Genomic DNA, 25,786 nt, shown 5'->3' with positions numbered 1-25,786 from the left:
CTAGGGCAGCCTAGACCCAGCCTGCAAGTTCCCGACGCAAGATTATCTTCAGCATATCGATGCCGCGGTCGCTGGCGTTGAGGCAGGGGAGATAGGCAAAGTCGGTGCCGCCTGCCTGTTCGAAGGTTTCGCGGCCGCGGATCGAGAGTTCCTCGAGGGTTTCGACGCAGTCTGCCGAGAAGCCCGGAGCGACGATCGCGATTCGCTTCACGCCCTTTGCAGGTAGTCCCGCGAGGACGGTGTCGGTGGCCGGCTCGAGCCATTTGGCGCGACCGAAGCGAGACTGAAAGGTGACGAGCAGTTCGCGGCCCAGCGCTTCCGAAAGGAGGCGCCCGGTCTTGCGGCAGTGGCAGTGATAGGGATCGCCCAGGTGGAGGGTCCGCTCGGGCATGCCGTGGAAGCTGGCCAGGATGGCGTCCGGCGTGAAATCGAGGCGGGCGAGAGCTTCCTCCACCGACCCACGAAGCGCTTCGATATAGGCGGGATCGTCATAATAGGGCGGCAGCGTGCGCAATGCGGGCTGCCAGCGCATCCTCGCGAGCCCGGCAAAGGCCATGTCGTTGGCCGTGGCGGTCGTCGCCGCACAATATTGAGGATATAGCGGCGCGAGGAGGATGCGTTCACATCCTTGTGCCTTGAGGGCATCCAGGCGCTCGATGAGCGCGGGATTGCCGTAGCGCATGGCATAATCGACCACGACATGATCGCCGAACGCGCCCTTCAGCGCCTGCGCCTTTTCCCGAGTGATAGCGGCAAGCGGAGAGCCCTGCTCGCTCCATACTTGCGAATAAGCGTGCGCGGATTTCTTAGGACGCGTCGTGAGGATGATGCCGCGCAGGATCGGCTGCCAGAGGATCTGCGGTATCTCGACGACACGGGGGTCCGAAAGGAACTCGCCGAGATAGCGGCGGACCGAACGTGCGTCGGGCGCGTCGGGGGTACCCAGATTGACCAGCAGCACGCCGATGCGCGCAGCGGGGATCGGAGGATGATCGGCGGGCGGGTTCATTCAAGGTCCGATAGCAGAGGTAGGCGACGGAACCGCACGCCGGCGGCGGCTTGCAAGGCATTGGCGATCGCCGGCGCGACCGGAGGCACGGCGAGTTCGCTGACACCGCCGGGTTCCTCGGCGCTGGGTACGATCTCGACGGTGATCTCAGGCGCGTCAGCGAGCGTGGGCAGGCCGAGTTCCGAGATTTCCCGAACATTGGCGACATTCTCGCTGAACCCCGTCGAGCCGCCGGTCGCGGCGGCGAGACCGAAGAGCAGGCCGCCCTCGATCTGCTGCGTGACGAGGTCCGGGTTGATCACGCGCCCGCAATCGACCACCGCCACGAGGCGATCAACCTTCACGCCGCGTCCGCTGGTGAGATGCGCCTCGGCGAGCACGGCGATGTGCGAGCCCCGGAAACTATGGCAGGCGATGCCCTGTGCGCTGCCGGGCTGCCCGCCCTGCCACCCGCCGAGCTGCGCCGCCATCTGCAGGCACCGGGCGAGCCGAGGTTGCTGACCAAGCATAGCCATCCGGAAGGACACCGCCTCCTGCTGCGCGACATGGGCGAGTTCGTCGAGGAAGCTTTCCGTGAAAAAGCAGGTGTAGCTGTGCGCGCCCGAGCGCCAATAGCCGGTGGGCACGCCGATGTCGGCGGGGTGGTGATCCACCGCGAGATTGGGGATCGCGTAGGGCGGTACCGCGCCTGCGACCGCGGCGGGATCGCCGCCGTGCAGCCGCAGCGACGCGGCGGCCAAGGGCTGGTGACCGAGCAGGCGCTCGGACAGTTCGCGGCTGGTCTCCGGCGCGGCGATCTTGGCAAGCCAGCCGGTGATGCGGTTGGCAGCATCGAGCCTGGCGGTCATGCGGCCCGCAGCCGCCGGGCGATAGCGGTCGTGCCGGAAGTCCTCGCCGCGCGGCCAGGTGAGTTGCACCGGCCGGCCGAGATGCTGGGCGATGCGGGCGGCCTGAGCGGCGACCTGCGTCTCCAGCTTGCCGCCAAACGAGCCGCCGGCGAGCGTCGGATGCACGGTGATGACGTTCTCGTTGATCCCCAGAGCATGGGCCGCAGCCGCGCGGGCGAGAGTCGGCGCCTGGCTCGCCAGCCACAGAGTGAGGCGGCCGTCCTTCCACGCCGCCGTGCAGCTCATCGGCTCCAGCGTCGCGTGCAGCGCGAGGCCCGCGCGATATTCGGCGGTGACCAGACGGGCGCCGCGGAAGTCGGCGGACAAGTCGCCGGTCTGGGTGATGCGGGTGCCGGCGCCGTTCAACGCCGACGACAGCGCGTCTTCGATCGAGTCGCTGTTAACCACTTGAGAAGGCGAGCGAAACCGCGGCCGCATCGCGTCAAGCGCGCGGTCGGCGGCCCACCAATGATCGGCGACCGCGGCCACCCAGCTTTCGGTGGTGACCACCGCGCGCATGCCGGGGATGCGGTCGGCGGCGGCGCGGTCGAGCCGGACCAGCGCCGTGTCCCCGGTCGGACCCTGCCGGATCGAGGCGTGGAGCATGTCGGGCAGGCGGATATCGGCGGCGAACAGCGCGGAGCCGTCAACTTTTGGCGGGGCATCGAGCCGCGGCACGGCTTGGCCGGTCAGGCGATCCTCGCCGGTGCGCAGCGGCAATGGGTCCGGCAGGCTCTCCCCCGCCGCTTCGGCCGCCAGCGCACCGAAACCGAGCTTCTGGTTGGCATTGACGACGAACCCGCGCGCGGTGGTCAGATCCTCCCAGCGGAGGCCCCAGCGCCGTGCGGCTGCCTTTTGCAGGAGCACGCGGGCGGCGGCGCCGGCCTGGCGGAGTTGATCCTCGAAGCTGCGGATCGACGTGGAGGCGCCGGTGAGCATCAGCGTGTTGCGGGTGACGTAGGCGTGCCGCAGATTTTCCGGCACGCGCTGCAACGCGGCCTCGAACAGCGTCTCGGCGGCAAGCGGATTGGCATAAAGCGGGTTCAGCGGTGCCGGCTCCACCCCCACCATCTTCCAGTCGGCGCCCAATTCGTCGGCGACGATCTGAGGCAGCGCGGTATAGACCCCCTGCCCTTCCTCCATCTGCGGGACGGCGACGGTGACATGGCCGTCGGTGCCGATCTTGATCCAGGCGCCGAACAGCGTCTCGCCGGGCGCCGCGGTGAGATTGGGGAGATAGGTGCGCGGCCAAGCGGCCCAGGCGACCAGCAGCCCCGCGCCGACGCCGCCGCCGATCAGCAAGGTGCGCCGATCGATCCTCCCCGCGGTGCCGTGGTCTGGAGCCATGGCGGTCGCTGTATCGCGGCAGCTGTGCGCTGGCCAGCGCTTCGGCCTTGGGTTTGTCGCACACCTGCTCTATCGCTGCGCGACACCCATAGCCGGGGAACCGACGATCGTGCTTTCAACCATTCTTGCCGCCGCAGCCGGCAGCCACATCCGCTTCCAGGACCTGGGGCTCGATCCCGTGGCGCTGTCGCTCGGCTTCTTCACGATCAAATGGTATTCGCTGGCGTATATCGCCGGCATCCTGATCGGCTGGTGGTATCTGCTCAAGCTGCTCGACCAGCCAGGTGCGCCGATGGCGCGGCGCCATGCCGACGATCTGGTGTTCTACGCGACCCTGGGCATCATCCTGGGCGGGCGCCTGGGCTATGTCGTCTTCTACGCACCGGACATGCTGACCAAGCCGTTGCAGGTGCTCAAGCTGTGGGACGGCGGCATGTCGTTCCATGGCGGGGTGATCGGCACCACGGTGGCGATCATCATCCTGGCGCGGCGGCACGGGCTCAACTGGCTGCGCGTCCATGATTACGTCGCGTGCTGCGTGCCCTTCGGGCTGTTCTTCGGCCGGCTGGCGAATTTCGTGAACGGCGAGCTGTGGGGCAAGCCCGCCGACCTGCCCTGGTCGATCGTGTTCCGCAACACGGTGGAGCCGGGCCTGATCGAGCCGGCGCGGCATCCGAGCCAGCTTTATGAAGCCGGGCTCGAGGGCATCCTGTTGTTCCTGGTGCTGTGGTTCTTCTTCTGGCGGACCGATTCGCGGTATCAACCGGGCAAGCTCGTCGGCATCTTCGTGCTCGGCTATGGCCTGTGCCGCTTCTTCGTCGAGTTCTTCCGCGAGCCCGACCGGCAGCTGGTGTGGCTGGTCGAGCAGACCGGCCTGCACATGGGCCAATGGCTGTGCATCCCTATGATCGCCGGCGGCGTGTACCTGATCGGCACGTCCAAGCGCCGGCGCCAGCGGGTTGAGCCGATCGCGGGATCGGAGAGCGTGGCGTAACTGCCTCAACGCGTAGGTTGAGGCGTTACCCCGCTTTGTGCCGGGCCCACAGTGTCGCAGCGGCTGCGCTACCGGCCTTTCATGTAGCCGCTGCCGTGCGGTGGACCCCGGCACAAGGCCGGGGTGACAGTGGAAGAGTAGAGAATGTCTGACTCCAGCTCGTCCCCCGAACCGCTGCTGCCCGAGCGGCTGGCGCGTGCCATCACGCTGGGCGGACCGATCCCGCTGTCGCAGTTCATGGCGGCGGCGAACGCGCATTATTATGGCACGCGCGATCCGCTGGGTGTGCGGGGCGACTTCACCACCGCGCCCGAAATCAGCCAGATGTTCGGGGAATTGGTAGGCGCATGGCTGGCCGATCTGGCGGGGCGCGCCGGTGTCGAGAACCCGCGCTATGTCGAGTTCGGTCCTGGACGCGGGACTCTCGCCGCCGATGCGTTGCGGGTGATGAACAAGGCCGGCATGCGGCCGCCGGTGCACTTCGTCGAGACCAGCCCGACGCTGCGCGCCGCCCAGGCCGAGCGAGTGCCCGAGGCCGAATGGCATCTGGACCTGGTGGGGGTGCCCGAAGACCGACCCTTGCTGATCGTCGCCAACGAGTTCTTCGACGCATTGCCGATCCGCCAGCTGATGGCGACGGGCGAAGGCTGGCGCGAGCGGCTGGTGGCGTGCCAGGACACGCTGTTCCTGCCGGTCGCGGGAGATCGCGGCTTCGACATGATCATACCCAAGCAGCTGCGCGAGGCAGCGCCTGGATCGATCCTGGAAACCTCGCCGGCCAGCGTCGCGGTGCTGCGCGGACTGGCCGCCCGGCTCGAGAAGCAGGGCGGCGCCGCGCTGATCATCGACTATGGCTATCAAGGGCCGGCGATCGGCGACACGCTGCAGGCGGTGCGGGGTCACCAATATGCCAACCCGTTCGACGCGCCCGGAGAAGCCGACCTGACCGCGCATGTCGACTTCGGCACGCTGAAGGAAGCGGCCGAGGCCGAAGGGCTGGTGGTGCACGGGCCCGTGACGCAGGGCGCGTTCCTGACGGCGCTGGGCATCGGAACGCGCACCGAGGCGCTGGCGCGCGCCGCGCCCGAACGCGCCGAGCAGCTGGCGGCGGACCGCGACCGGCTGATCGGGCAGGCCGCAATGGGTGATCTGTTCAAAGTCATGGCGGTGACTGCCGCCGGATGGCCGACGCCGGCGGGGTTCGCATGATCGCCTATCGTGACGCCGATGCTGGTGACGTTCCGGCGATCGACGCGGTGTTCCGCGAGAGTTTCGTCGCGACCTTCGGCAACCTCTACAAGCCCCAGGATCTTGCCACGTTCCTGGGCGGGTTCACGCTTCAGGCATGGACGCAGGAGCTGGCCAGCCCGGGCGTGGCCGCGCGGCTAGCCGAAGACCAGGCGGGGCTGGTGGGCTATTGCAAGATCGGGCCGGTATCGCTGCCGGTGGAGGCCGGGCCGCCGAGCGTCGAACTGCGCCAGCTGTACTTGCGCGAGCGCGGCAAGGGCACGGGCGCGGCCCAGGCATTGCTCGACTGGGCGGTCACATCGGCGCGTTCCCGCGGCGCGGCACGGATGGTGCTGAGCGTCTATGTCGACAATCATCGCGCCCGGCGCTTCTACGAGCGCCAGGGTTTCCGCGAGATCGGCAGCTATGAATTTCGCGTCGGGGATCATGTCGACGACGACCGGATCATGAGCCTGGACCTGTGAGTGTCGAGGTCATCCGCGCGCGGGCGCTGGACGGTGTGGCGCATGGCTTTCTGGGGCGGCGCGGCGGCGTATCGGAGGGAATGCATGCCGGGCTGAACGTCGGCGTCGGGTCCAACGACGATCCGGCGGTGGTCGAGGAGAACAGGCGGCGTGCATGCGACGCGGTGCTGCCGGGCGCGCGGCTGGTGACCCTGTACCAGGTGCATTCGGGCGATTGCGTGACGGTGCTGGCGCCTTTCGAGGACCGGCTGCGCCCGCGCGCCGACGCGCTGGTGACCGATCGGCCCGGGCTGGCACTAGGCATCCTGACCGCCGATTGCGCGCCGGTGCTGTTCGCCGATGCGCAAGCGGGCGTGGTCGGGGCCGCGCATGCCGGGTGGAAGGGCGCGATCGGCGGAGTCACCGATTCGACGCTGGCGGCGATGGAGGCGCTCGGCGCTCGGCGCGAGCGCGTGGTGGCAGCGGTCGGCCCGTGCATCGCCCGGGGCAGCTATGAAGTGGATGGCGCGTTCTTCCGCCGCTTTGCCGAAGCGGATCCGGAGAACGAGCGCTTCTTCGCGGATGGCAAGGCGGGACACTTTCAGTTCGATTTGGAAGCCTATGTCGCGCACCGGCTTGCCGCGGCGGGGGTAAAGACCGTCGAGATGCTGGGGCTCGACACCTATGCCGATGCCGACCGGTTCTTCAGCTATCGCCGGGCGACTCACCGCGGCGAGCCCGATTACGGGCGGCAGGTTTCGATCATCGGGCTGAATTGAGTGCCCGCAACCGCGCCGTAGGCGGCGGCCCGGTTCCTCGGCGGAGGCGACTCAGCTGCCATGCAGTTGCGAGATCAGACCGCCATCAAAACGCATCCCGAACCTGGGCCCGGCCTTCGCCGGGGAGCAATGCGGCCGCTCGCGCGCCGCGCCGCCCTGCCGCTGCGAGAGGCGGTGGGTAGAAACAGCGCCGCCAGTCGTTACAAACGTCACTATCCAGAATTGCGGAGACCATCATGACCGACGAAACCGAAGCCGATCTGACCGGCGGCACCCCCCGGCGCCGGCCCAAGGCCAATGTCGAGCAAGTCGGCGGGCGCAAGCTCAAGCCGTCGACGCTGATGATGGGGCATGGCTATGACCCGGTGCTGTCGGAAGGATCGCTCAAGCCGCCCATCTTCCTCACCTCCACCTTCGTGTTCCCCAACGCCGCGGCGGGCAAGCGCCACTTCGAAGGCGTGACCGGCAAGCGTCCGGGCGGCGCCGAGGGGCTGGTCTATTCGCGCTTCAACGGGCCGAACCAGGAGATCTTGGAGGACCGCCTGGCGCTGTGGGAAGAGGCCGAGGACGCGCTGGCTTTTTCGAGCGGCATGTCGGCGATCGCGACGCTGTTCCTGTCGATGGTGAAGCCGGGCGACACGATCGTCCATTCCGGGCCGCTTTATGCCGCGACCGAGACGCTGATCGCGCGCATCCTGGGGCGGTTCGGCATCCACTGGCTCGACTTCCCGGCGGGCGCTACCCGCGCGGAGATCGACGCGGTGCTGAGCAAGGCGGCGAGCGGCAATGTCGCGCTGATCTACCTGGAAAGCCCGGCCAACCCGACCAACGCGCTGGTCGACGTCGAAGCCGTGGCGGCGAGCCGCGACGCGATCTTCACCGGCGCCAACAAGCCGCCGATCGCGATCGACAACACCTTCCTCGGCCCGCTCTGGGCCAAGCCGCTCGACCAGGGCGCGGACATCGTCGTCTATTCGCTGACCAAATATGCCGGCGGGCATTCGGATCTGGTCGCGGGCGGCGTGCTGGGTTCCAAGGAGCACATCAACACCATCCGTTCGATGCGCAACACGATCGGCACGATCTGCGACCCCAACACCGCCTGGATGCTGCTGCGCAGCCTGGAGACGCTGGAGCTGCGGATGAGCCGGGCGGGCGAGAATGCCGCCAAGGTGTGCGAGTTCCTGGCCAGCCATCCCAAGGTGGAGAAGGTCGGCTATCTCGGCTTCCTGGAGCGCGGCGACGATGCGCGCCAGGCCGACATCTATCGCCGGCACTGCACCGGCGCCGGATCGACCTTCTCGCTCTACCTGAAGGGCGGCGAGACCGAGGCGTTCGCGTTCCTGGATTCGCTCAAGATCGCCAAGCTGGCGGTGTCGCTGGGCGGCACCGAGACGCTGGCGAGCCACCCGGCGGGGATGACTCACTTGTCGGTGCCCGAGGCGCGCAAGCAGGCGCTGGGGATCACCGACAATCTGGTGCGGATCTCGATCGGCGTCGAGGATGCCGACGACCTGATCGCCGACTTCGAGGAAGCGCTGAAGGCGGTGTAGGAAGTGTGCGGGGAGGAGGGACGGACTATCCCCTCCCCGTCACCCCGGCCCCCGAGCCGGGGTCCCGCTGCCTCGGGACCGGTAGAAGAAGCGGGATCCCGGCTCGAGGCCGGGATGACGACTTAGTCTATCGGGGACGCCGTAGCCGGGCTCCAGTCTCTGCCGGAGAACCTGCATGGGCCCGATCGCTACCCGCCGATCACCTGTTCCAGCAGGTCGGCCATCGCTTGGTCGTCCTTCAGCGAAGGGTGCCCATGGCAACCGGTCAACTCCAGCGGGCCGAACTTCACCGGCGTGGCCCCCGTTGCCTTCGCGACCGCGGCGACATCGGCGTAGAAGCGCTCCGGCGCCATCAGGATCACGCGTGCCTGAGGCTGCTTGGCGCGCAGTTCCTTGACGAAGGCGACGTAGCGCTCGCGATAGGCTTGGTGGAGCGCGGCGTCGTCCTGCCACGCCTCGCCGGGGTGCAGCGGTGTCGAGAAGTCGTTGGTGCCCAGGTTGATGACGATGGTCTGGGGGCGCCATGCTGCGTCGGGCGCCGTAGCCGCAGGCTCGCCGGGGATGGCGCGAGGATAGAGCACCGGCAGGCTTTCGCCCGGGACGATGCCGTTATAGTTGCGAACCACGCCGCGCCCGGAAAAGGCGATGACGCGGTAGTCGGCGTTCAGGCGCCGGGCGACGACCGGGCCGAATGCCGCTTGCGTATCGGTGCGGTCGTGGACCTGCTCCTCGGTACAGGTCTGTTCGGCGGAGAGATTGCCATACCCTACCGTGTAGCTGTCGCCGATGAATTCGACCTGGCGGGCACGTGCCTCCGCCGCCAGCGCGCGGCCGTGGGTGAAGAAGCCGAGGAAGCGCGAGCTGCCCTGCTGGCTTTCGGTGAGCTTCTCCAGGCGGATGCGGTGCGGGCCAGGCTTCAGGCCGGAGATCGTGAAGCGAACCGTGCCGGGTTTGGTGAGCGTCGCGCGCTCCTTGCCGTCGACCAGCACGCGAAAATGATCGTGGCCGCTTTCCACCGCGACGGTGACGTCGTCTCCCTCGAACCGCCCCTCGAAATAAACGCCGGGCCAGCCGAACCGGCCATCGGCGGTGACGCGGCCTTCGTGGTGCGCGGCAATGGGAACTTCGTCGGCGAGCGGCAGGGCGGCGAGCAGGGCGAGGCTGAGCATCGCGCGATGCTAACCGCTATGGTGCAGGAGGGATAGCCGCCCCCTCCCCCGCAGGCGAGGGAGGGTGAGCGCGGATCAGCCCCAGAGGTGGTTGCGGTACGCCTCGAAGCAGCGCTCGCCGCATTTGAGGCGGATCAGCGCGCCCTCGGCCATGGCGGTGGCGCGGCGGGGATCCTCCTCGACAGCGGGGCGGATCGCTTCGCGGTTCCAGTCCTCGCTATGCTTGATGTCGAGCACCGCGTGGAGCGTGAAGTAGCGGGCTTCCTTGGGCGTCAGGCCGACGCGCTTGAGGCCTTCGGCTGTCAGCGCGGCGCGAGTCGGGGCGGTAAGCTCGATGACGCCGAGCGCGCCGACCGAATGCCAGGCATAGCGGCGGTTCGCGGCCATCGCCGTCATCGCGTTGGCGAGCGACAGGCTTTCCCACACGGTGTTCTCGATCACCGGATCGACCTGGAGGGTGTCGACCAGCGCGTCGAGCATCGGGCCGTGCATGCCCTTTTCGGTGCCATGCCCCATCTCGTCCCAATAGTTGCGGGCGAGTTCGAGCTTGGGGCGCGTGGGCAGCTTGACCTGGGTCATCGCGACGAGATCGTCGAAACCCGCTTCGCCGGCAGCTTCCTGCTCGAAGAACCAGCGCAGTTCCTCCTTGCTCGCGGTCTCGGCGAGCCAGGGGAACAGCGGGTCGCCCTGGCCGGGGCCGACTTGCTTCAAATTCTCGAACCAGGCGATGAAACCCTCGACATCCGTCGGCGCCTGCGCTGCCTCATCGGCGACTTCGGCGCGCAGCTCCTCGAGGAACGCGCCCTCCAGGCGCTGCATGCGCAGGTCGCGGTCGAAGGTGCGCTGCCAGTCGTCGCTCGGGAAACCTGGCTCGAGGCGCTCGCGATTCCAGTGCGCGAGGCCGCGTTGAAAGCTGTCGGTGAGGAATTGCGAACCCGACACGGGTCGGAGTTCGCGGATACGTGTAGCCATGTGAGTTTCTCTCTCCTGCGGCATGTTAAACCGGCAGTGCGGCGAGATGGTTCCCCCATGCGACAGGCGCCGTCGCGGTAAACGCCTGTAACGCAAGTGCAATGTAGCACCCTTGGAACGGGTGCGGGGTCATGCTCTAACCACTGGCATGACCAAGCAGTTCCGCCGTGCCGCGTGCGCGCTCTCCGCCCTGGCCTTCACCACAGCGCCCTTGAGCGCTCAGGAGACCGCGAACACACCCTATGCCTCGGCGGATCCGCTCGTCGGCACCGGCGGCGAAGGCCATACCTTTCCCGGCGCGGTGGCGCCGTTCGGGATGGTGCAGTTGAGCCCGGATACGGACACGGGGTGCCTGATCCGCGAATGCTACGGCCATGCCGCGGGCTATCGCTACGACGATCCGACCATCCAGGGCTTCTCGATGACCCATTTCTCTGGTGCGGGGCACTCGGATCTGGGCGACTTCCTGATGATGCCGGTTGCCGGCGACACCGTCGTGCTGGAGCCTGGCGACGCAAAGCAGCCGGGCTCCGGATACCGCTCGCGCTTCGACCATGCCAGCGAGACGGCGCAGCCGGGCTATTACGCAGTGACGCTGGCCGATGCCGGGGTTCGTGCGGAAATGACCGCGGGCACCCGCGTCGGCGTCCAGCGCTACGCGTTTCCCGCCGGCAAGGCCGCGCACCTGCTGCTCGACCTGCGCAGTTCACTATACAATTATCCCGGCAAGATCCTGTGGTCGACGGTGCGGCTGCGGCCCGACGGCACGATCACCGGTATGCGTGAGACGCGCGGCTGGGCCGCGGGCCGCAAACTGTTCTTCGCGATCCGCCCGTCGGCACCGTTGACCGGCCACGCATTCCTCAACCGCGAGGAGCAAGTGCCGTATAAGGGCTTCCAGGGGCCGAGCCGCGGCGCTGACGATGCCGCGCAATTGCACGGCACCGCTCTGGTCGCGCGACTCGATTTCGGCGTGCTCGATCGGCCGCTCGAAGTGAAGGTGGCGATCTCCAGCGTCGACGAGGACGGCGCGGTCGCCAACCTTGACAGCGAAGTCGGCGGGTTCGACGCCGTGCGCAACGGCACTCGCAAGGCCTGGGAAGCGGCGCTGGGTGCCGTGGATGTCGACGCGCCGGCGGTGATGCGCAAGACTTTCTACTCGGCGCTCTACCACACGCTTGTCGCACCGAGCGTGCTTTCGGATGCGGACGGGCGCTATCGCGGCCCCGACGATCAGGTGCACCAGGCGAAAGGCTTCACCTTCCATTCGACCTTTTCGCTGTGGGATACCTTCCGCGCCGAACACCCGCTGCTGCTGCTGGTCCAGCCCGAGCAGCGCAACGCAGACTTCGTCAACTCGCTGATCGCCAGCCAGCAAGCGAGCCCGTTCGGCATCCTGCCGGTGTGGCAGTTCCAAGGGCGCGAGACCTGGACGATGATCGGCTACCACGGCGTGCCGGTGATCGCCGACGCCTATCTGAAAGGCATTCGCGGCTTCGATCCGGCCAAGGCGCTCGACGCGATGACCGCGAGCGCCCGCTATGCGCCTTATGGTGGCCTGGGCGACTATATGAAGCTGGGCTACGCGCCGATCGACCGCGAGCCCGAGGCGGCGTCGAAGACAGTCGAATATGCGTATGACGATTGGACCATCGCGCGGATGGCGCGGGCGCTGGGCAAGGGCGACGTCGCCGCAGAGTTCGAGAAGCGCGCGGGCAACTGGCGCAACAGCTTCGACGCGAAAACCGGCTTCCTGCGCGCGCGCAAGGCCGACGGCAGCTTCCGCGTGCCCTTCGACCCCACCGCGATCAACTATGGCAGCGACTATACCGAGGGCAATGCCTGGCAATATTCGTGGTTCGTACCGCAGGATCAGGCGGCGATGTTCAAGCTGCTGGGCGGCGACGCGGCGGCGGTCAAGAAGCTCGACGCGATGTTCGAATTCGACAATTCCAAGGTCGATTACAGCCATGCCGAGGATATCGCCGGGCTGATCGGCCAGTACATCCACGGCAACGAGCCGAGCCATCATGTGGCGTATCTCTACAGCTATGCCGGCCGGCCGTGGCGCACGCAGGAGCGGCTGAAGCAGATCGTCGAGAGCCAGTACAAGCCGACGCCCGACGGATTGTCGGGAAATGATGATCTGGGGCAGATGTCGGCTTGGTTCGTGTTCACATCATTGGGATTCTATCCGGTGGCGCCGGGGTCGAACGAATATGTGATCGGGCGGCCGTTCCTCGACCGCGCGGCACTGAACCTGCCGAACGGCAAGCGCTTCACCGTGGTGGCGGACGGACTGTCGGACGCGAACCGCTATGTCGGGCGGGTGACGCTGAATGGAAAACCGCTGGAGCGCAGCTTCCTACGCCACGAGGAGGTCGTCGCGGGTGGCGAGTTGCGGTTCACGATGCAGGCTGCGCCGAACAAGAACTGGGGCACCAGCCAAGCGGCCCGGCCCTTTTCGATGAGCACGCGCTAAACAACTCCTCTTCGTCACCCCGGCCTTGAGCCGGGGTCCCGCTGCCTCGAACCGTCAGAAGAAGCGGGATCCCGGCTCAAGGCCGGGATGACGAGGTACTTCGTAACCTTCTCGGGGCGTCAAGCCTGCCCTGTTAGCCGTCGCCGACGCGCTCGATGTCGGCGCCGACGCCCTGGAGCTTCTCTTCCAGCCGCTCATATCCGCGATCGAGATGATACACTCGGCTGACCTGGGTTTCCCCCTCTGCGGCTAGACCGGCGAGGATCAGACTCATCGACGCGCGCAGATCGGTCGCCATCACTTGGGCGCCGGTCATCTTGCGGACGCCGTGCACTTCGGCGGTGCGGCCGTTGACCGCGATGTCGGCCCCCATGCGTGCGAGTTCCGGGACGTGCATGTAGCGGTTCTCGAAAATCGTCTCGGTCAGCGTGCTCGTACCCTGCGCCATGCACAGCATCGCCATGAACTGCGCCTGCATGTCCGTCGCGAAGCCGGGGAACGGGGCGGTGGACAGCGTCAGCGGCTTGATGCCGTTCGGCGCGGCGACGCGGATGGCGTCGGCCTTTTCCTCGACGGTGATGCCGGCTTCGGTCAGCGCATCGAGCGTCGCGCGCATGTCCGCCGCCGACGCGCCCACCAGATCCAGGTCGCCGCCGGTGATCGCCGCGGCGCAGGCATAGCTGCCTGCTTCGATACGGTCGGGCATAACGCTGTAGGTCGCGCCGTGCAGCCGCTCGCGGCCTTCGATCACCAGCCTGTCGGTGCCGATGCCGTCAATCGAGGCGCCCATCGCCACCAGCAGGTTGCAGAGGTCGACGATCTCGGGCTCGCGCGCCGCGTTGTCGAGCACGGTGGTGCCGCGGGCGGTGACTGCCGCCATCAGCACGTTTTCGGTCGCGCCCACCGAGACGACGGGGAAGCGGAATTCGCCGCCCTTCAGCCGCCCGCCCGGCGCGGTCGCCTTCACATAGCCTGCAGCCAGTTCGATTTCGGCACCGATCGCCTCCAAGGCCTTCAAGTGCAGGTCGATCGGACGGTTGCCGATCGCGCAGCCGCCCGGAAGCGACACCGTCGCTTCACCCGCGCGGCCGACGAGCGGGCCGAGCACCAGGATGGACGCGCGCATCTTGCGCACGATGTCGTAGGGGGCGACCGTCGAACTGAGATTCCCCGCGTGCGCGGTCATGACTCGCCCGAATTCGCTCGGCCGCGTGCCTTCGATCGACGTCGAGGCGCCAAGGACATTCAGTAGATGTCCGAAGCTGTCGACGTCTGCAAGCCGTGGCAGGTTCCGCAGCGTTAGCGGTTCGTCGGTCAGCAAGGCACAGGGCATCAACGTCAGGGCGGCATTCTTCGCGCCCGAGATGGTGATCTTGCCGGAAAGGCGGTTGCCGCCGCGAATGAGAATTCGATCCATGGCCGAGCTTCTACTCGCTCCCGGGCGCGGTGCAAGCGGCAGGCCGTTGACGGGGATTGATCGACTTTAATGCACTGATTCCAAGGTACTGCTTTGCACTGGGCGGTGGGGGAAGCGAGAAGCGTGGCGATTAGTTGTTTCGCTGAAATCTTGAGCGAGCTTGTGGAACTGACGTCGGCCGAGCGCGCGACGCTGGAGAAGCTGGAGTCACGCCAGCGGCAAGTGCGCCGCGGGGCGGTGCTTCAGCGCGAGAACGAGCCGTGCGGAGAGATGTTCATCCTCCGCAAGGGGCTGATGATGAGCTATGTCCTGCTGGACGACGGCAGCCGGCAGATCCTGCGCTTCCTGTTCCCCGGCGACATGCTGGGCATGTCGAGCGCGATTTACCGCGAAGCCCCCGAGACCCTAGCGGCGCTGTCGGACTGCACCGTCTCCCCGTTCGACCGGACGGCATTGGCCGACATCATGATCGCGCATCCGCGGCTATCGGCGATGATCATGGTGCATGCCCAGATCGAGCGCGTGGCGCTGACCGACCGTCTGGCGGCGCTGGGACGGACCAGTGCCAAGGCGCGCGTGGCGGCGTTGCTGCTCGAGCTGCGCAACCGGCTGCGCGGGGCGGACAAGAGCATCGCCAATGTGTTCGCGCTGGGGTTGACGCAGGAAGAGATCGGCGACGCGACCGGGCTGACGGCGGTGCATGTGAACCGCATGCTGCGCCAGCTGGAGGAAGACCGGCTGATCGCGCGCGAGGCCGGCAAGGTCACGCTGGTCGACGAACGCGCGCTGGCGCGGGCCGCGAACTACGTGAACCGGTACGAAGGGCTGGACCTGAGCTGGTTGCCGGCGGCCTGAGCCGACCTGGTCGTCCCCGCATCGCGAGGGACCTCGCCTCGCCGCGTCAGGCCTTTTCCAGCGTGCACTGCAGCGGGTGCTGGTTCTGCCGGGCGAAGTCCATCACCTGGCTCACCTTGGTCTCGGCCACCTCGTAGCTGAACACGCCGCATACGCCCACGCCGCGCTGGTGGACGTGAAGCATCACCTGCGTCGCTTCTTCCATCGTCATCCTGAAGAAGCGCTGCAGCACCAGCACCACGAATTCCATCGGCGTGTAATCATCGTTGAGCATCAGCACGCGATACGGTGTCGGCTTCTTGGTGCGGGTGCGGGTGCGGGTGGCGAGCCCGACCGAAGGATCGCGGCCATTGCCGCCATCATCATGGTCGCCGTCTTCAGCCATCCGGATCATTGTGTTCTCAAGTTCGACCATCAGGAGCGGAAAATATGGATTCGCCGAGAGCGAGGCAAGGCGGCGGATACGCTTATGTGCCGATTCCATGAAACGACAAAGGGCGGCCGCCGGGTGGCGACCGCCCTCGGTCTGTTCGGACGCGACCGGTTCAGGCCGCGGTCTTCACCTTTTCGACTGCGACCGCGACTCGGTTCGACAGCGGCTGCGCCGCGTCGCCTGCCAGCTTGATCATCGCCTCGGTGTTCTTCGAAGTCTCGGCGACATAGGCGTCGAACACGCCGCGCACGAAATCGCTCTGGAACTTGAAGAAATCGGTCGGCGACTTGATCGTCGACAGCGTCTTCATCGCCGAAGTGGCGTGCTCGTACGACTTGCGGCCATATTCGGCGGCTTCCTGGCCGAAGCTCTCAAGCCCCTTGGCGGCGATGCGGCTCGATTCGGCGAGCGCTTCCAAATTGCCCTTGGCGAACTCGCCGGCGTCCTCGGCCAGCTTGGTCGACTTCTCCACGGCCGCGCGGGTGCGGTCGGTGAAGTCGGAGAAAAATGCCTGCGCCTTGGCGCCGTTGGTTTCGATCGTGGTTTCCATGGTGCTTTCCTTGACGATGCTCTCCCGAGCCGCCTCGCCGGCGGTGTCGGCTTCGTTGACGGGGTGCGCGGCGGCGGGTTCAACCTGCTCTGCCACGGCTTCGACGACTTCCTGCGACGCTGCTGCCACCGCCGGCACGGCTCCGGACGCATTGATCGGGGCGTCTGCCTCGATCACGGATTCGGGCGCGAGCTTCTGAACGGGGGCTGCCACAGCCTCAACCACAGGCACTGCCGGCTTGCTGACGCGCGTACCCGGCTTGGGTCCCTTGGTAGCCATACGAGTCGGTCCCTGGATGATTGCTGCGCTGCAATATATATGACGTCATTGCAAAAGCTGCAAGAGCGATGTTGCGCTGCAGCATACTCATTTACGTTAGGGAACTCTATGGTTATCGCGCTTTGACGTAGCTCCCAGGCGCGTCCTCCAGCGCGGGAAGCGGGCCGTTCCCGGGAATGCGTGCAGTTGTTGCATCCACTTGCTCCGGATCGCCGCTGGCGAGCCACACCGCCCAATCCGGCCACCAGCTCCCCTTGATCTCGCTGGCCCCCGCGAGGAACGCGTCCAGCGAGTCCACCTTCGCGTCGTTGATCCAGTGCTGGTACTTGCCGGCCGCCGGGGGGTTCACCACGCCGGCGATATGGCCCGAGCCGGCCAGCACGAAGCGCAGCGGTCCCTTGAAGTGGTGCGTGAGCTTCCACACGGAAGCGGCCGGCGCGATATGGTCTTCGCGGCCTGCCTGGACATAGGCAGGCGTGGTGATCCGGGCCAGGTCAACGGGCGTTCCCCCGATCGACAGCGCGCCCGGGGTCACGAGCTTGTTGTCGCGGTAGAAGTCGGTGAGATAGCTCAGGTGCCACGCCGAGGGCAGGTTGGTGACGTCGGAGTTCCAGTGGAGCAGGTCGAACGGGACATAGTCCTGCCCCATCAGATAATTGTTGGTGACGTAGTTCCAGATAAGGTCGCGGCCCCGCAGCAGGTTGAAGGTCGCGGCCATGTAGCGGCCGTCCAGATACCCCTCGCTGCCCAAGCTGCGGATCAAGGCCAACTGGTCGTCGTCGACGAACATCCGCAGATCGCCCGCCTCTGAAAAATCGACCTGCGCGGTGAAGAAGGTGGCGCTCCTGACCTTGTCCGCCTGCTCCCGCGCGGCGAGCACGGCCAGCGTACCGGCCAGGGTGGTGCCGGCGACGCAATAGCCCACGGCATGCACGCCCTCGACGCCTAGCAGCGCGCGCACGGTGTCGATCGCGTCGATCTGGCCGCGCTCGACATAATCCTCCCAGACCACGTCCTTCATCGTCGCGTCCGCCGATTTCCACGACACGACGAAGACGGTGAACCCCTGCTCCACCGCCCAGCGGATCAGGCTCTTCTCGGGTGAAAGATCGAGGATGTAGAAGCGGTTGATCCAGGGCGGAAAGATGATCAGCGGCGTGCGGTACACCTGCTCGGTGACGGGCGTGTACTGGATGAGTTCGTAGAGCGGCGTGCGCTTGACCACCTTGCCGGGGGTGGTGGCGATGTTGCGGCCGACCTCGAAGGCGTGCGCGTCGGTCTGGGTGATCTGGCCCTTGGCGAGGTCGCCCAGCATGTTCTGAAGCCCCTTGAGCAGGCTCTCGCCCTTGGTCTCGACGATGCGTTCGAGCACCTGGGGATTTGTCGCCGGGAAGTTGGCCGGGCTGATCGCGTCGATGAAGCCCTTGGTGGCGAAGCGGATCTGCTCCTTCTGGCGCGGCTCCACGCCCTCCAGCGCATCGACTCCTTTCAACAGATGATCGGCGACGACGAAGTAGCTCTGGCGCAGGAAGTCGAACATCGGCTGCTCGCGCCACTGCGGCGCCTTGAACCGCCTGTCCTTCGCCTGTTCGGGCGTTTCCTCGAAGGTCTGGGCATGCGCGGGATCGAGGAAGCGCTGCCACAGCTGCATGGTGTCCGCCCAGAAGCCCGCACTCGCTTGCATCGCGGCCTGGGGATCGAACATCGCAGCGTAGGGATTTGCCGTGGGCTTGGCGCCCATCAGGTCGAAGCCGTTTTCCAGCATCATCTGCTGCGCGCGGCCGAGCACCCAGGTCCAGTGCTGGAGCTCCTCAAGGCTGGGGGTCGGCGTGGTGGTGTCGGCCATGCGTTTCTCTCCCGCGTCGCTTTCCAGGGGCGACTTGCAACTCGGCGTTCCCGAAGCTGCCCATATGCCCTATCAACGCAGGGGCGGCGCGATCGGGTGCCGCCCTCTAGCGAGAGTGGACATGTCCGAAGAGTTCTACCGCATCAAGCGTTTGCCGCCCTATGTCATCGCCGAAGTGAACGGGATGCGGGCCGCGGCGCGCGCGGCGGGCGAGGACATCATCGACCTGGGCATGGGCAATCCCGATCTGCCGCCGCCTCAGCACGTCATCGACAAATTGTGCGAAGTCGCGGCCAAGCCCGATGCGCATGGCTATTCGCAATCCAAGGGGATCCCCGGCCTGCGGCGCGCGCAGGCGAATTATTACGGACGCCGCTTCGGCGTGGACGTCGATCCCGAGACCGAAGTGGTCGTCACCATGGGATCCAAGGAAGGTCTGGCGAGCCTCGCCACCGCGATCACCGCGCCCGGCGACGTGATCCTGGCGCCCAATCCGTCCTACCCGATCCACACCTTCGGCTTCATCATCGCCGGCGCGACGATCCGTGCGGTGCCGACAACGCCCGACGACGCTTATTTCGAGAGCCTCGAGCGGGCGATGAACTTCACCGTGCCGCGCCCGAGCATCCTGGTGATCAACTATCCCTCCAACCCGACCGCCGAGACGGTGGATCTCGCTTTTTACGAGCGGCTGGTAGCCTGGGCGCGCGAAAACCAGGTGTGGATCATCTCGGACCTGGCCTATTCCGAGCTCTATTATGACGGCAAGCCGACGCCCTCGATCCTGGAGGTGAAAGGCGCCAAGGACATCGCCATCGAATTCACCTCGCTTTCGAAGACCTATTCGATGGCCGGGTGGCGGATCGGCTTCGCGGTCGGCAACAAGCAGCTGATCGCCGCCATGACTCGGGTTAAATCCTATCTTGATTACGGCGCGTTCACGCCCGTCCAGGCGGCTGCGGTGGCGGCGCTCAACGGACCGCAGGACATCGTCGAGAAGAATCGCGAGCTGTATCACAAGCGCCGGGACGTGCTGGTGGAAAGCTTCGGGCGGTCGGGCTGGGACATCCCGTCGCCTCGCGCGTCGATGTTTGCCTGGGCGCCCCTGCCCCCCGCGCTGGCGCATCTGGGCAGCCTCGAATTCTCGAAGCAGCTGTTGAGCCATGCCAAGGTCGCAGTCGCACCCGGCGTCGGATATGGCGAGAATGGTGAGGGCTATGTCCGCATCGCGATGGTCGAGAACGAGCAGCGGCTGCGCCAGGCTGCGCGCAACGTGAAGAAGTACCTCCAGTCGATGGGGGTGAACGTACCATCGACGAAAGCGGGGTGAGCATGCGCGAGGGGTTCGCCTTCTCGACCAGGTTCCGCGTCCGCTATTCGGAGATCGACGGGCAGAAGATCGTCTTCAATGCCCGCTATCTCGATTATGCCGATGTCGCGATCACCGAGTTCTGGCGCTGGGCGGACCTCCACGACCTGGGCTCCGAGTGGGCGGACGCGGAGTTCAACGTCGCCCGCTCCACGGTGCAGTATAAGCAACCGTTCCGCTTCGACGACATGGTGGAAGCGTTCGTGCGCCTGGACCGGGTCGGCAGCTCGAGCATGACCTTGAGGGTCGAGCTTTGTCACGCGGACACCGGCGCGCTGCATGCGGAGGTCGAGATCGTGAGCGTGCACATCGATTCCGCCGCGCGGCGATCGAAACCGCTTCCGGACACCGTGCGCGCACGATTGGCGGCGCTGCGAGCCTGACGCCGATGCAATTTCGTTGCAAATCAGGCGCTCGCGGCCCCATTTAGAACCCGTGCTGCGCCAATATGAACTTGTAGACCGGGTCCTCTCTTATGACCCTGACGCCGACGAGGCATTGCTCAACCGGGCCTATGTCTTCTCGGTCAACGCCCATGGCACCCAGAAGCGGGCCAATGGCGACCCCTATTTCAGTCATCCGATCGAAGTCGCGGGCATATTGACCGACCTGCACCTGGACGACGAGACGATCGCCACCGCGATCCTGCACGACACGATAGAGGATACGGTCGCGACGCCCGAAGAGGTCGAGCGGCTGTTCGGCGCCAATGTCGCGCGGATGGTCGACGGCGTCACCAAGCTCAGCAAGATCGAGGCGCAGACCGAGAGCGAGCGCGCGGCGGAAAACCTCCGGAAATTCCTGCTGGCGATGTCCGACGACATACGCGTGCTGCTGGTGAAGCTGGCCGACCGGCTGCACAACATGCGCACGCTCCACTTCATCAAGAACGAGGACAAGCGCCGGCGGATCGCCCGCGAGACGATGGAGATCTATGCCCCGCTCGCCGAGCGGATCGGCATGTACGAGTTCATGAAGGAGATGCAGACGCTCGCCTTCAAGGTGCTCGAGCCCGAGGCGTACGAATCGATCACCAAGCGGCTGGACGCGCTCCAGGTGGAGGGCGAGGACCGCATCGCCAAGATATCGTCGGGGCTGAAGCTGCTATTGGGGCGCGGCGGCATCGAAGTCGACGTGACCGGCCGGGAGAAACATCCCTATTCCATCTGGAAGAAGATGTCGGAGCGGCATGTCAGCCTGGAGCAACTCTCCGACCTGATGGCGTTCCGTGCGATCGTCGACACCGAGGAAGAATGCTACCGCGCGCTGGGCGTGATCCATCGCCGCTGGCCGATGGTCCCGGGGCGGTTCAAGGACTATATCTCGACGCCCAAGCGCAACGGGTATCGATCGCTGCACACCACGATCATGCATGCCGGCGATACGCGAGTGGAAATCCAGATCCGCACCCGCGACATGCACGCGCAGGCCGAGTTCGGCGTGGCGTCGCACTGGGCGTACAAGCAGGGCGCCGTGCGGCCGGATACGCAGGTGAGCTGGATCCGCGACCTGATCGAGATCCTGGAACATGCCGAGAGCCCTGAAGAGCTGCTCGAGCATACCCGCATGGCGATGTACCAGGACCGGATCTTCGCCTTCACGCCCAAGGGCGAGCTGATCCAGTTGCCCAAGGGCGCGACGCCGATCGACTTCGCTTATGCCGTCCACACCGATCTTGGCGACCAGGCCGTGGGCGCCAAGATCAACGGCCAGGTGGTGCCGCTGCGGACCGAAATCGCGCAGGGGGATCAAGTCGCTATCCTGCGCTCCAAGGCACAGGAGCCGCAGCCCAACTGGCTGAACTTCGCCATCACCGGCAAGGCGCGCGCAGCCATCCGACGGCACCTTCGCCACAAGGACCGCGACGAGACGGTCGCGCTTGGCCGCAAGCTATATGACGAGATCGTCCAGCGATTGCCGACGCCGCCAGGCGATGGCGCGCTCGGAGACGCACTGAAGCGGCTGAAATGCGCCGACGAGGCCGTGCTGATGGAGGCGATCGCCCGGCGCCAGGTCACCGACGCCCAAGTGATGGACGCCATCATGCCCGGCTCCGCCGACGGAGCCGAGCACGAGCTGCCGCCGCAGAGCCATGCGATCGACATCAAGGGATTGACCCCCGGCGTGGCGTTCCGGTTCTCCGAAGGCTGCCGACCGGTACCGGGCGACCGCATCATCGGCGTTCGCCCGGCGGGCAAGCCGATCGAGGTCCACCGCATCGACTGCCCGGCGCTTGCCGACACCGAGGAAGAGGATTGGGTCGACCTCACCTGGGGCGACAAGGCCGAAGGCGGCACCGCGACGGTGGCGATCACCATCAAGAACGAGCCCGGTGCGCTGGGTGCGGTCGCGACGTTGATCGGGCAGCACAAGGCCAACATCCTGGGCCTGCGCATGGACAGCCGCGACACGACCTTCCACACCAACACGGTCGATCTGGAGGTGCGCAACGCCGCGCACCTGATGCGGCTGCTCGCGGCCCTTCGCGCGGCGGATGCAGTGAGCGAGGCTGAACGGCTTTAACCCTTGCCTCAGCGCTTCTTCGCGTGAAGACTACAAATGTAGTCGTTAGCGGAGGGCCTCATGATCCGACTGTTGCTGTGCCTCGGCCTGCTCGTATCGGCACCAGTGGCGCACGCGATGCCGACACCGACGCAAGGGCAGTGGATCGTCGCCACGGATCGCTGGGGCAACACCGAATATTCGACGCTGAACTTGCAGCGTTCGGGGGAGACGCTCTCGGGCGATTGGGACGGCGACCCCGTCAAAGGTAACGTCAAGCGCGGCCGGCTGCGGATCGCCGTCACCAATGCGCGGGGCGTCCACTATGCCTTCGACGGCACGATGCGCGATGGCAGGATCGTCGGCGAGGCAGACTTCCCGGACAGCAACGATCCCGGCCGGCGTGTCCGGCACCCCTTCGTCGCCCGGGCAGTTCCGCAGCGACCGGCGGGGAATCCGCGCGTCTACGACTTCATACCCTCCAGCTTCTCGAACAGCTTTTCGCCCGACCGTGCGCCGGTGCTGACGATCTGGCCCGGCGATACGGTGCGGACCCATACGATCGATTCGGGTGGCCGCGACGCACAGGGAGTGACACGCGCGCTTTTCGGGAATCCGCAGACCGGCCCCTTCTTCGTGGCAGGCGCGGTTCCCGGTGACGTGCTGGTAGTGCATCTGCGCCAGCTTCGTCTGAACCGCGACTGGGCGGAAAGCCTGGACAGCATCGTCCCCCGCGCGGTGGGGCCCTCGCTGATGCCCGAAGCACAAAAACTTGGCAGGACGGTGCGCTGGCGCTTGGACCGCGCCGCCGGAACCGCCACGCCCGAGGGCGCCGATGGCACCTTGCGAAACCTGCGCCTGCCGGTGCGGCCGATGCTGGGCGGGCTGAGCGTCGCCAGCGGGTTCGGCGCGCCGCCGCTGTCCACCGGCGACACCGGCCGGGGCGGCGGCAACATGGACTTTCCCGAAGTCGCCGAAGGCAACACCATCTATCTGCCCGTGTCTCAGCCCGGCGCGCTTCTGTATCTGGGCGACGCGCACGCCGCGCAGGGCGATGGCGAGACCAGCCAATATGCCCTGGAAACCTCGATGGACGTCGTGTTCAGCGTCGAGCTGATCAAGCGCAAGCCGCTGTCGGGACCTCGCGTGGAATCGCCTTCCGAGTTGATGGTGCTCGGCCAGGCGGGATCGCTCGACGAGGCGCTGAAGCAGGCGAGCACCGGACTGATCCAGTGGCTGCGCCAGGACTATGGCATGAGCCTGTCCGAGGCGGCACAGCTGATGGGCGCCGCTGTGCGGTTCACCGTCCCCAATCTCGCCGGACGCAGCGTGGGCGTGGCGGCCCGGATCGACAAGGCGCTGCTTCCCCCCCGGACCGACCCTGGACGAAGCTTGACCATCGACGGGTCTGCACCGACGCGCTAGACACCGCGCCCATGAAGCGGCCCAAGCTCTCCGTCGTCGTCCCCTGCTACAATGAAGAAGGGTGTCTCGACATGTTGCACGCCCGGATATCCGCGGCGGCGCGCGATGTCGTGGGCGAGGATTACGAGATCGTCCTCATCAACGACGGCTCGCGCGACGGCAGCTGGCCAGTGATGCAGCGGCTGTCCGCGGCCGACCCGCATCTGGTGGCGATCAACCTGTCGCGCAATCACGGCCACCAGCTGGCGCTGACCGCGGGGCTCGACCTATGCGCGGGCGAGGAAATCCTGATCATCGACGCGGACCTGCAGGATCCGCCCGAGCTGCTGGGGCCGATGCGCGAGCTGATGCGTGCCGAGGGTGCGGACGTGGTCTATGCCGTGCGCCGCAAGCGCGAGGGCGAAAGCCTGTTCAAGAAGCTGACCGCCGCGATCTTCTATCGCATGCTCGACCGGATCACCGACACCCCGATCCCGCTCGACACCGGCGACTTCCGGCTGATGACTCGCCGGGCGCTCGACGCGTTCCTCTCGCTGCCCGAGCAGGCGCGCTTCATCCGCGGGATGGTGGCCTGGGTCGGGTTTCGCCAGGTGCCGTTCGTCTATGACCGCCATGAGCGCCATGCCGGCGAGACCAAGTACCCGCTGGGCAAGATGGTCCGGTTCGCGCTCGACGCGATCACCGGGTTTTCAACTGCGCCGCTGCGCTTCGCCAGCCATGTCGGGCTGTTCCTCACCGCCGCCTCGCTGCTGCTGATGCTCTACATTCTGGTCGGCTGGGTGATGGGCAATGCGGTGCAGGGCTGGACATCGACGATGCTGGTCGTGGTGTTCCTGGGCGCCGTGCAGATGTTCGTGCTGGGGTTGATCGGCGAGTATCTCGGCCGGCTGTATGTCGAATCGAAGCGGCGGCCGCTCTATCTGGTCGCCGACGTGGCGGGTCCGGTGAAGGGACACGCGTCGCTTGGGTACCGCTTCGAGGATTCGGGCGAGGTCCGGGTGTCGCCGCAGGCGGTGCGGAGCGAGGTCGTGGAGTAAGGCCTTCTCCGCGACGCTGGGGATAGCTTACTTCGGCGTCGCCAGGACGATCAGCGAAAGGCCCGGCGTCAGCGGCACGCGGCCGACCAGATGACGTTCCAGGCCGAAGATCTTCTCGAACACGGCGTTGAGCGGCTTGGGTGGGGGCGAATCGTCGCTGTCGTCCTTGCCCATCAGCCTGCCGGCGAAGCGCGCCGCGACCGCCACCGGAAACAGCAGCGAGTTGAAATAGCCAAGCTTGTGCGGGCGCAGGCCTGCGGCGTCGAGCGCCCTGGCGAGCGACGCCTTGGAATAACGGCGCTTGTGGTGATTCACTACGTCGTGCGCACTCCACATCCATTGATGCGCGGGGACGGTGATCAGGACCTTGCCGCCAGGCTTTAGCGCGCGGGCAATCGCCTGGAGCGCGGCGACATCGTCCTCGACATGCTCCACCACGTCGAGAACGGCGACCATGTCGTAGCTGCCGGGTTCGACCCCGTCGAGCTCGGGCAGAGGTGCCGATCCGACCTGCTTGCCGAGCCGTTCGCTGGCCTTCGCCGCCGCCGCCTCGTCGATCTCGATCGCGTCGACATCGCCATAGCTGGCGAGCATCGGCAGATTGTGGCCGGTGCCACAGCCGATCTCGAGAATGCGGGCGTGCGCCGGCAGCTTGGCCTCGCGCGCGAGGAAGTCGGAGAGGATTTCGCGGCGCGCGCGATACCACCAATGGGTGGTGTCATGCGCGGCCATGCGATCGTAGACGACGCGGTCCATATCAGCTGAATACCCAGAAACGGTTGAGCGCGAAGGTGACGAGCGGCGTGACGAACAGGATCGGTACCAGCGGCCACCACCAGGGTCCCGCGAGCATCGCATCATCGGTGAGGATCCACACGAACACGGTGTTCAGCCCGAAGCTGACAAGCGACACGACGAAGAAGCGCCAGCTGGTCTTCGACGCCTGGGCCCCGTGCCCCCGGAAGCTCCACTTGCTGTGGAGCAGATAGCCCGAGGTCACTGCCACCAGATAGCCGCAGATGTTTGCGACCTGCTCCGAGGTGATGCCGAACCCTGCGAGCGGCGAATAGACGAGCGTATACAGGCCGGTGGTGATGCCCCCGGCGATGACGAACCGGATCAGCTGGCCGAGCAGGCCGCTTTCCAGCAGGGTTTCCATTCGTCGTTGAACGACTGTCACTTCAGCTTGC

General features: G+C 66.5%; 22 protein-coding genes. 12 read left to right on the top strand and 10 right to left on the bottom strand.

Annotated features, from left to right (window positions below; translation table 11 throughout):
* Positions 1-10: 10 nt before the first annotated feature.
* Both hemH and LZ586_RS13170 read right to left on the bottom strand, forming a co-directional pair.
* Positions 11-1,009 (bottom strand): ferrochelatase, encoded by a 999-nt coding sequence (gene hemH / locus LZ586_RS13175; protein ID WP_235076740.1) that lies wholly within the window; start codon positions 1,007-1,009, stop codon positions 11-13.
* Positions 1,006-3,243, bottom strand: a complete 2,238-nt coding sequence (locus LZ586_RS13170) for a xanthine dehydrogenase family protein molybdopterin-binding subunit (protein WP_235076739.1) — start codon at positions 3,241-3,243, stop codon at positions 1,006-1,008. The genes hemH and LZ586_RS13170 overlap by 4 nt, the downstream gene beginning before the upstream one ends.
* A 109-nt stretch (positions 3,244-3,352) precedes the next feature.
* Between LZ586_RS13170 and lgt the strand changes: the two genes are divergently transcribed.
* The 5 genes from lgt to LZ586_RS13145 all read left to right on the top strand — a co-directional run bounded on the left by lgt (position 3,353) and on the right by LZ586_RS13145 (position 8,260).
* The gene (gene lgt / locus LZ586_RS13165; protein WP_235079811.1) at positions 3,353-4,237 is read left to right on the top strand and encodes a prolipoprotein diacylglyceryl transferase; all 885 of its coding nucleotides are present in this window, start codon (positions 3,353-3,355) and stop codon (positions 4,235-4,237) included.
* 144 nt (positions 4,238-4,381) lie between these two features.
* Positions 4,382-5,446: a class I SAM-dependent methyltransferase gene (locus LZ586_RS13160; protein WP_235076738.1), complete on the top strand. Its 1,065-nt coding sequence runs from the start codon at positions 4,382-4,384 to the stop codon at positions 5,444-5,446.
* Positions 5,443-5,949 carry a GNAT family N-acetyltransferase gene (locus tag LZ586_RS13155; RefSeq protein ID WP_235076737.1) on the top strand — a complete coding sequence of 169 codons (507 nt, stop codon included), beginning with the start codon at positions 5,443-5,445 and terminating at the stop codon, positions 5,947-5,949. The genes LZ586_RS13160 and LZ586_RS13155 overlap by 4 nt, the downstream gene beginning before the upstream one ends.
* Positions 5,946-6,707 carry a peptidoglycan editing factor PgeF gene (gene pgeF, locus LZ586_RS13150; protein ID WP_235076736.1) on the top strand — a complete coding sequence of 254 codons (762 nt, stop codon included), beginning with the start codon at positions 5,946-5,948 and terminating at the stop codon, positions 6,705-6,707. Before LZ586_RS13155 ends, pgeF begins: the two co-directional genes overlap by 4 nt.
* A gap of 236 nt (positions 6,708-6,943) precedes the next feature.
* Entirely contained in the window at positions 6,944-8,260 is a 1,317-nt protein-coding gene (locus LZ586_RS13145; protein WP_235076735.1) for a cystathionine gamma-synthase family protein, read from the top strand.
* A 188-nt stretch (positions 8,261-8,448) separates the two neighbouring features.
* Here the strand turns inward: LZ586_RS13145 and LZ586_RS13140 are convergent, their stop codons facing one another.
* Positions 8,449-9,429 (bottom strand): SGNH/GDSL hydrolase family protein, encoded by a 981-nt coding sequence (locus LZ586_RS13140; protein WP_235076734.1) that lies wholly within the window; start codon positions 9,427-9,429, stop codon positions 8,449-8,451.
* Between the two features lie 75 nt (positions 9,430-9,504).
* A complete protein-coding gene (locus LZ586_RS13135) occupies positions 9,505-10,401 on the bottom strand; it encodes an iron-containing redox enzyme family protein (protein WP_235076733.1) in 897 nt (298 codons plus the stop codon).
* A gap of 148 nt (positions 10,402-10,549) precedes the next feature.
* Here LZ586_RS13135 and LZ586_RS13130 point away from each other — a divergent pair, with 148 nt between their 5' ends.
* Positions 10,550-12,883 carry a GH92 family glycosyl hydrolase gene (locus LZ586_RS13130; RefSeq protein WP_235076732.1) on the top strand — a complete coding sequence of 778 codons (2,334 nt, stop codon included), beginning with the start codon at positions 10,550-10,552 and terminating at the stop codon, positions 12,881-12,883.
* 133 nt (positions 12,884-13,016) lie between these two features.
* Here the strand turns inward: LZ586_RS13130 and murA are convergent, their stop codons facing one another.
* The gene (murA, locus tag LZ586_RS13125; RefSeq protein ID WP_235076731.1) at positions 13,017-14,300 is read right to left on the bottom strand and encodes a UDP-N-acetylglucosamine 1-carboxyvinyltransferase; all 1,284 of its coding nucleotides are present in this window, start codon (positions 14,298-14,300) and stop codon (positions 13,017-13,019) included.
* Between the two features lie 150 nt (positions 14,301-14,450).
* Here murA and LZ586_RS13120 point away from each other — a divergent pair, with 150 nt between their 5' ends.
* Entirely contained in the window at positions 14,451-15,155 is a 705-nt protein-coding gene (locus tag LZ586_RS13120; protein ID WP_235076730.1) for a Crp/Fnr family transcriptional regulator, read from the top strand.
* 46 nt (positions 15,156-15,201) lie between these two features.
* Here LZ586_RS13120 and clpS read toward each other — a convergent pair whose 3' ends face one another.
* The 3 genes from clpS to phaC all read right to left on the bottom strand — a co-directional run bounded on the left by clpS (position 15,202) and on the right by phaC (position 18,263).
* Positions 15,202-15,540, bottom strand: a complete 339-nt coding sequence (clpS, locus tag LZ586_RS13115; RefSeq protein WP_235079810.1) for an ATP-dependent Clp protease adapter ClpS — start codon at positions 15,538-15,540, stop codon at positions 15,202-15,204.
* A gap of 160 nt (positions 15,541-15,700) precedes the next feature.
* Complete coding sequence (locus LZ586_RS13110; RefSeq protein WP_235076729.1) at positions 15,701-16,417, bottom strand: phasin family protein; 717 nt, start codon at positions 16,415-16,417, stop codon at positions 15,701-15,703.
* 112 nt (positions 16,418-16,529) lie between these two features.
* Positions 16,530-18,263 carry a class I poly(R)-hydroxyalkanoic acid synthase gene (gene phaC, locus LZ586_RS13105; RefSeq protein ID WP_235076728.1) on the bottom strand — a complete coding sequence of 578 codons (1,734 nt, stop codon included), beginning with the start codon at positions 18,261-18,263 and terminating at the stop codon, positions 16,530-16,532.
* A gap of 121 nt (positions 18,264-18,384) precedes the next feature.
* On the opposite strand from phaC, the gene LZ586_RS13100 reads away from it, so the two are divergent.
* Genes LZ586_RS13100 through LZ586_RS13080 form a run of 5 tightly spaced genes read left to right on the top strand, consistent with a single transcriptional unit; the run spans position 18,385 to position 24,596 of the window.
* Positions 18,385-19,593 (top strand): LL-diaminopimelate aminotransferase, encoded by a 1,209-nt coding sequence (locus LZ586_RS13100; RefSeq protein WP_235076727.1) that lies wholly within the window; start codon positions 18,385-18,387, stop codon positions 19,591-19,593.
* Between the two features lie 2 nt (positions 19,594-19,595).
* Positions 19,596-20,015, top strand: a complete 420-nt coding sequence (locus LZ586_RS13095) for an acyl-CoA thioesterase (protein WP_235076726.1) — start codon at positions 19,596-19,598, stop codon at positions 20,013-20,015.
* Between the two features lie 52 nt (positions 20,016-20,067).
* Positions 20,068-22,155 carry a RelA/SpoT family protein gene (locus LZ586_RS13090; RefSeq protein ID WP_235076725.1) on the top strand — a complete coding sequence of 696 codons (2,088 nt, stop codon included), beginning with the start codon at positions 20,068-20,070 and terminating at the stop codon, positions 22,153-22,155.
* 60 nt (positions 22,156-22,215) lie between these two features.
* Positions 22,216-23,559, top strand: coding sequence for an acetamidase/formamidase family protein (locus LZ586_RS13085; RefSeq protein ID WP_235076724.1), 1,344 nt, complete (start codon positions 22,216-22,218; stop codon positions 23,557-23,559).
* A gap of 11 nt (positions 23,560-23,570) precedes the next feature.
* Positions 23,571-24,596 (top strand): glycosyltransferase family 2 protein, encoded by a 1,026-nt coding sequence (locus LZ586_RS13080; RefSeq protein WP_235076723.1) that lies wholly within the window; start codon positions 23,571-23,573, stop codon positions 24,594-24,596.
* A 27-nt stretch (positions 24,597-24,623) separates the two neighbouring features.
* Here the strand turns inward: LZ586_RS13080 and LZ586_RS13075 are convergent, their stop codons facing one another.
* Both LZ586_RS13075 and LZ586_RS13070 read right to left on the bottom strand, forming a co-directional pair.
* Positions 24,624-25,352, bottom strand: coding sequence for a class I SAM-dependent methyltransferase (locus LZ586_RS13075; RefSeq protein WP_235076722.1), 729 nt, complete (start codon positions 25,350-25,352; stop codon positions 24,624-24,626).
* Between the two features lies 1 nt (position 25,353).
* Positions 25,354-25,755: a GtrA family protein gene (locus tag LZ586_RS13070; protein WP_235076721.1), complete on the bottom strand. Its 402-nt coding sequence runs from the start codon at positions 25,753-25,755 to the stop codon at positions 25,354-25,356.
* Between the last annotated feature and the right edge of the window lie 31 nt (positions 25,756-25,786).

The sequence above is a fragment of the Sphingomonas sp. S2-65 genome, from assembly GCF_021513175.1.
Lineage (GTDB): Bacteria > Pseudomonadota > Alphaproteobacteria > Sphingomonadales > Sphingomonadaceae > Sphingomonas.
This window is presented reverse-complemented; position numbering and strand designations above follow the sequence as displayed.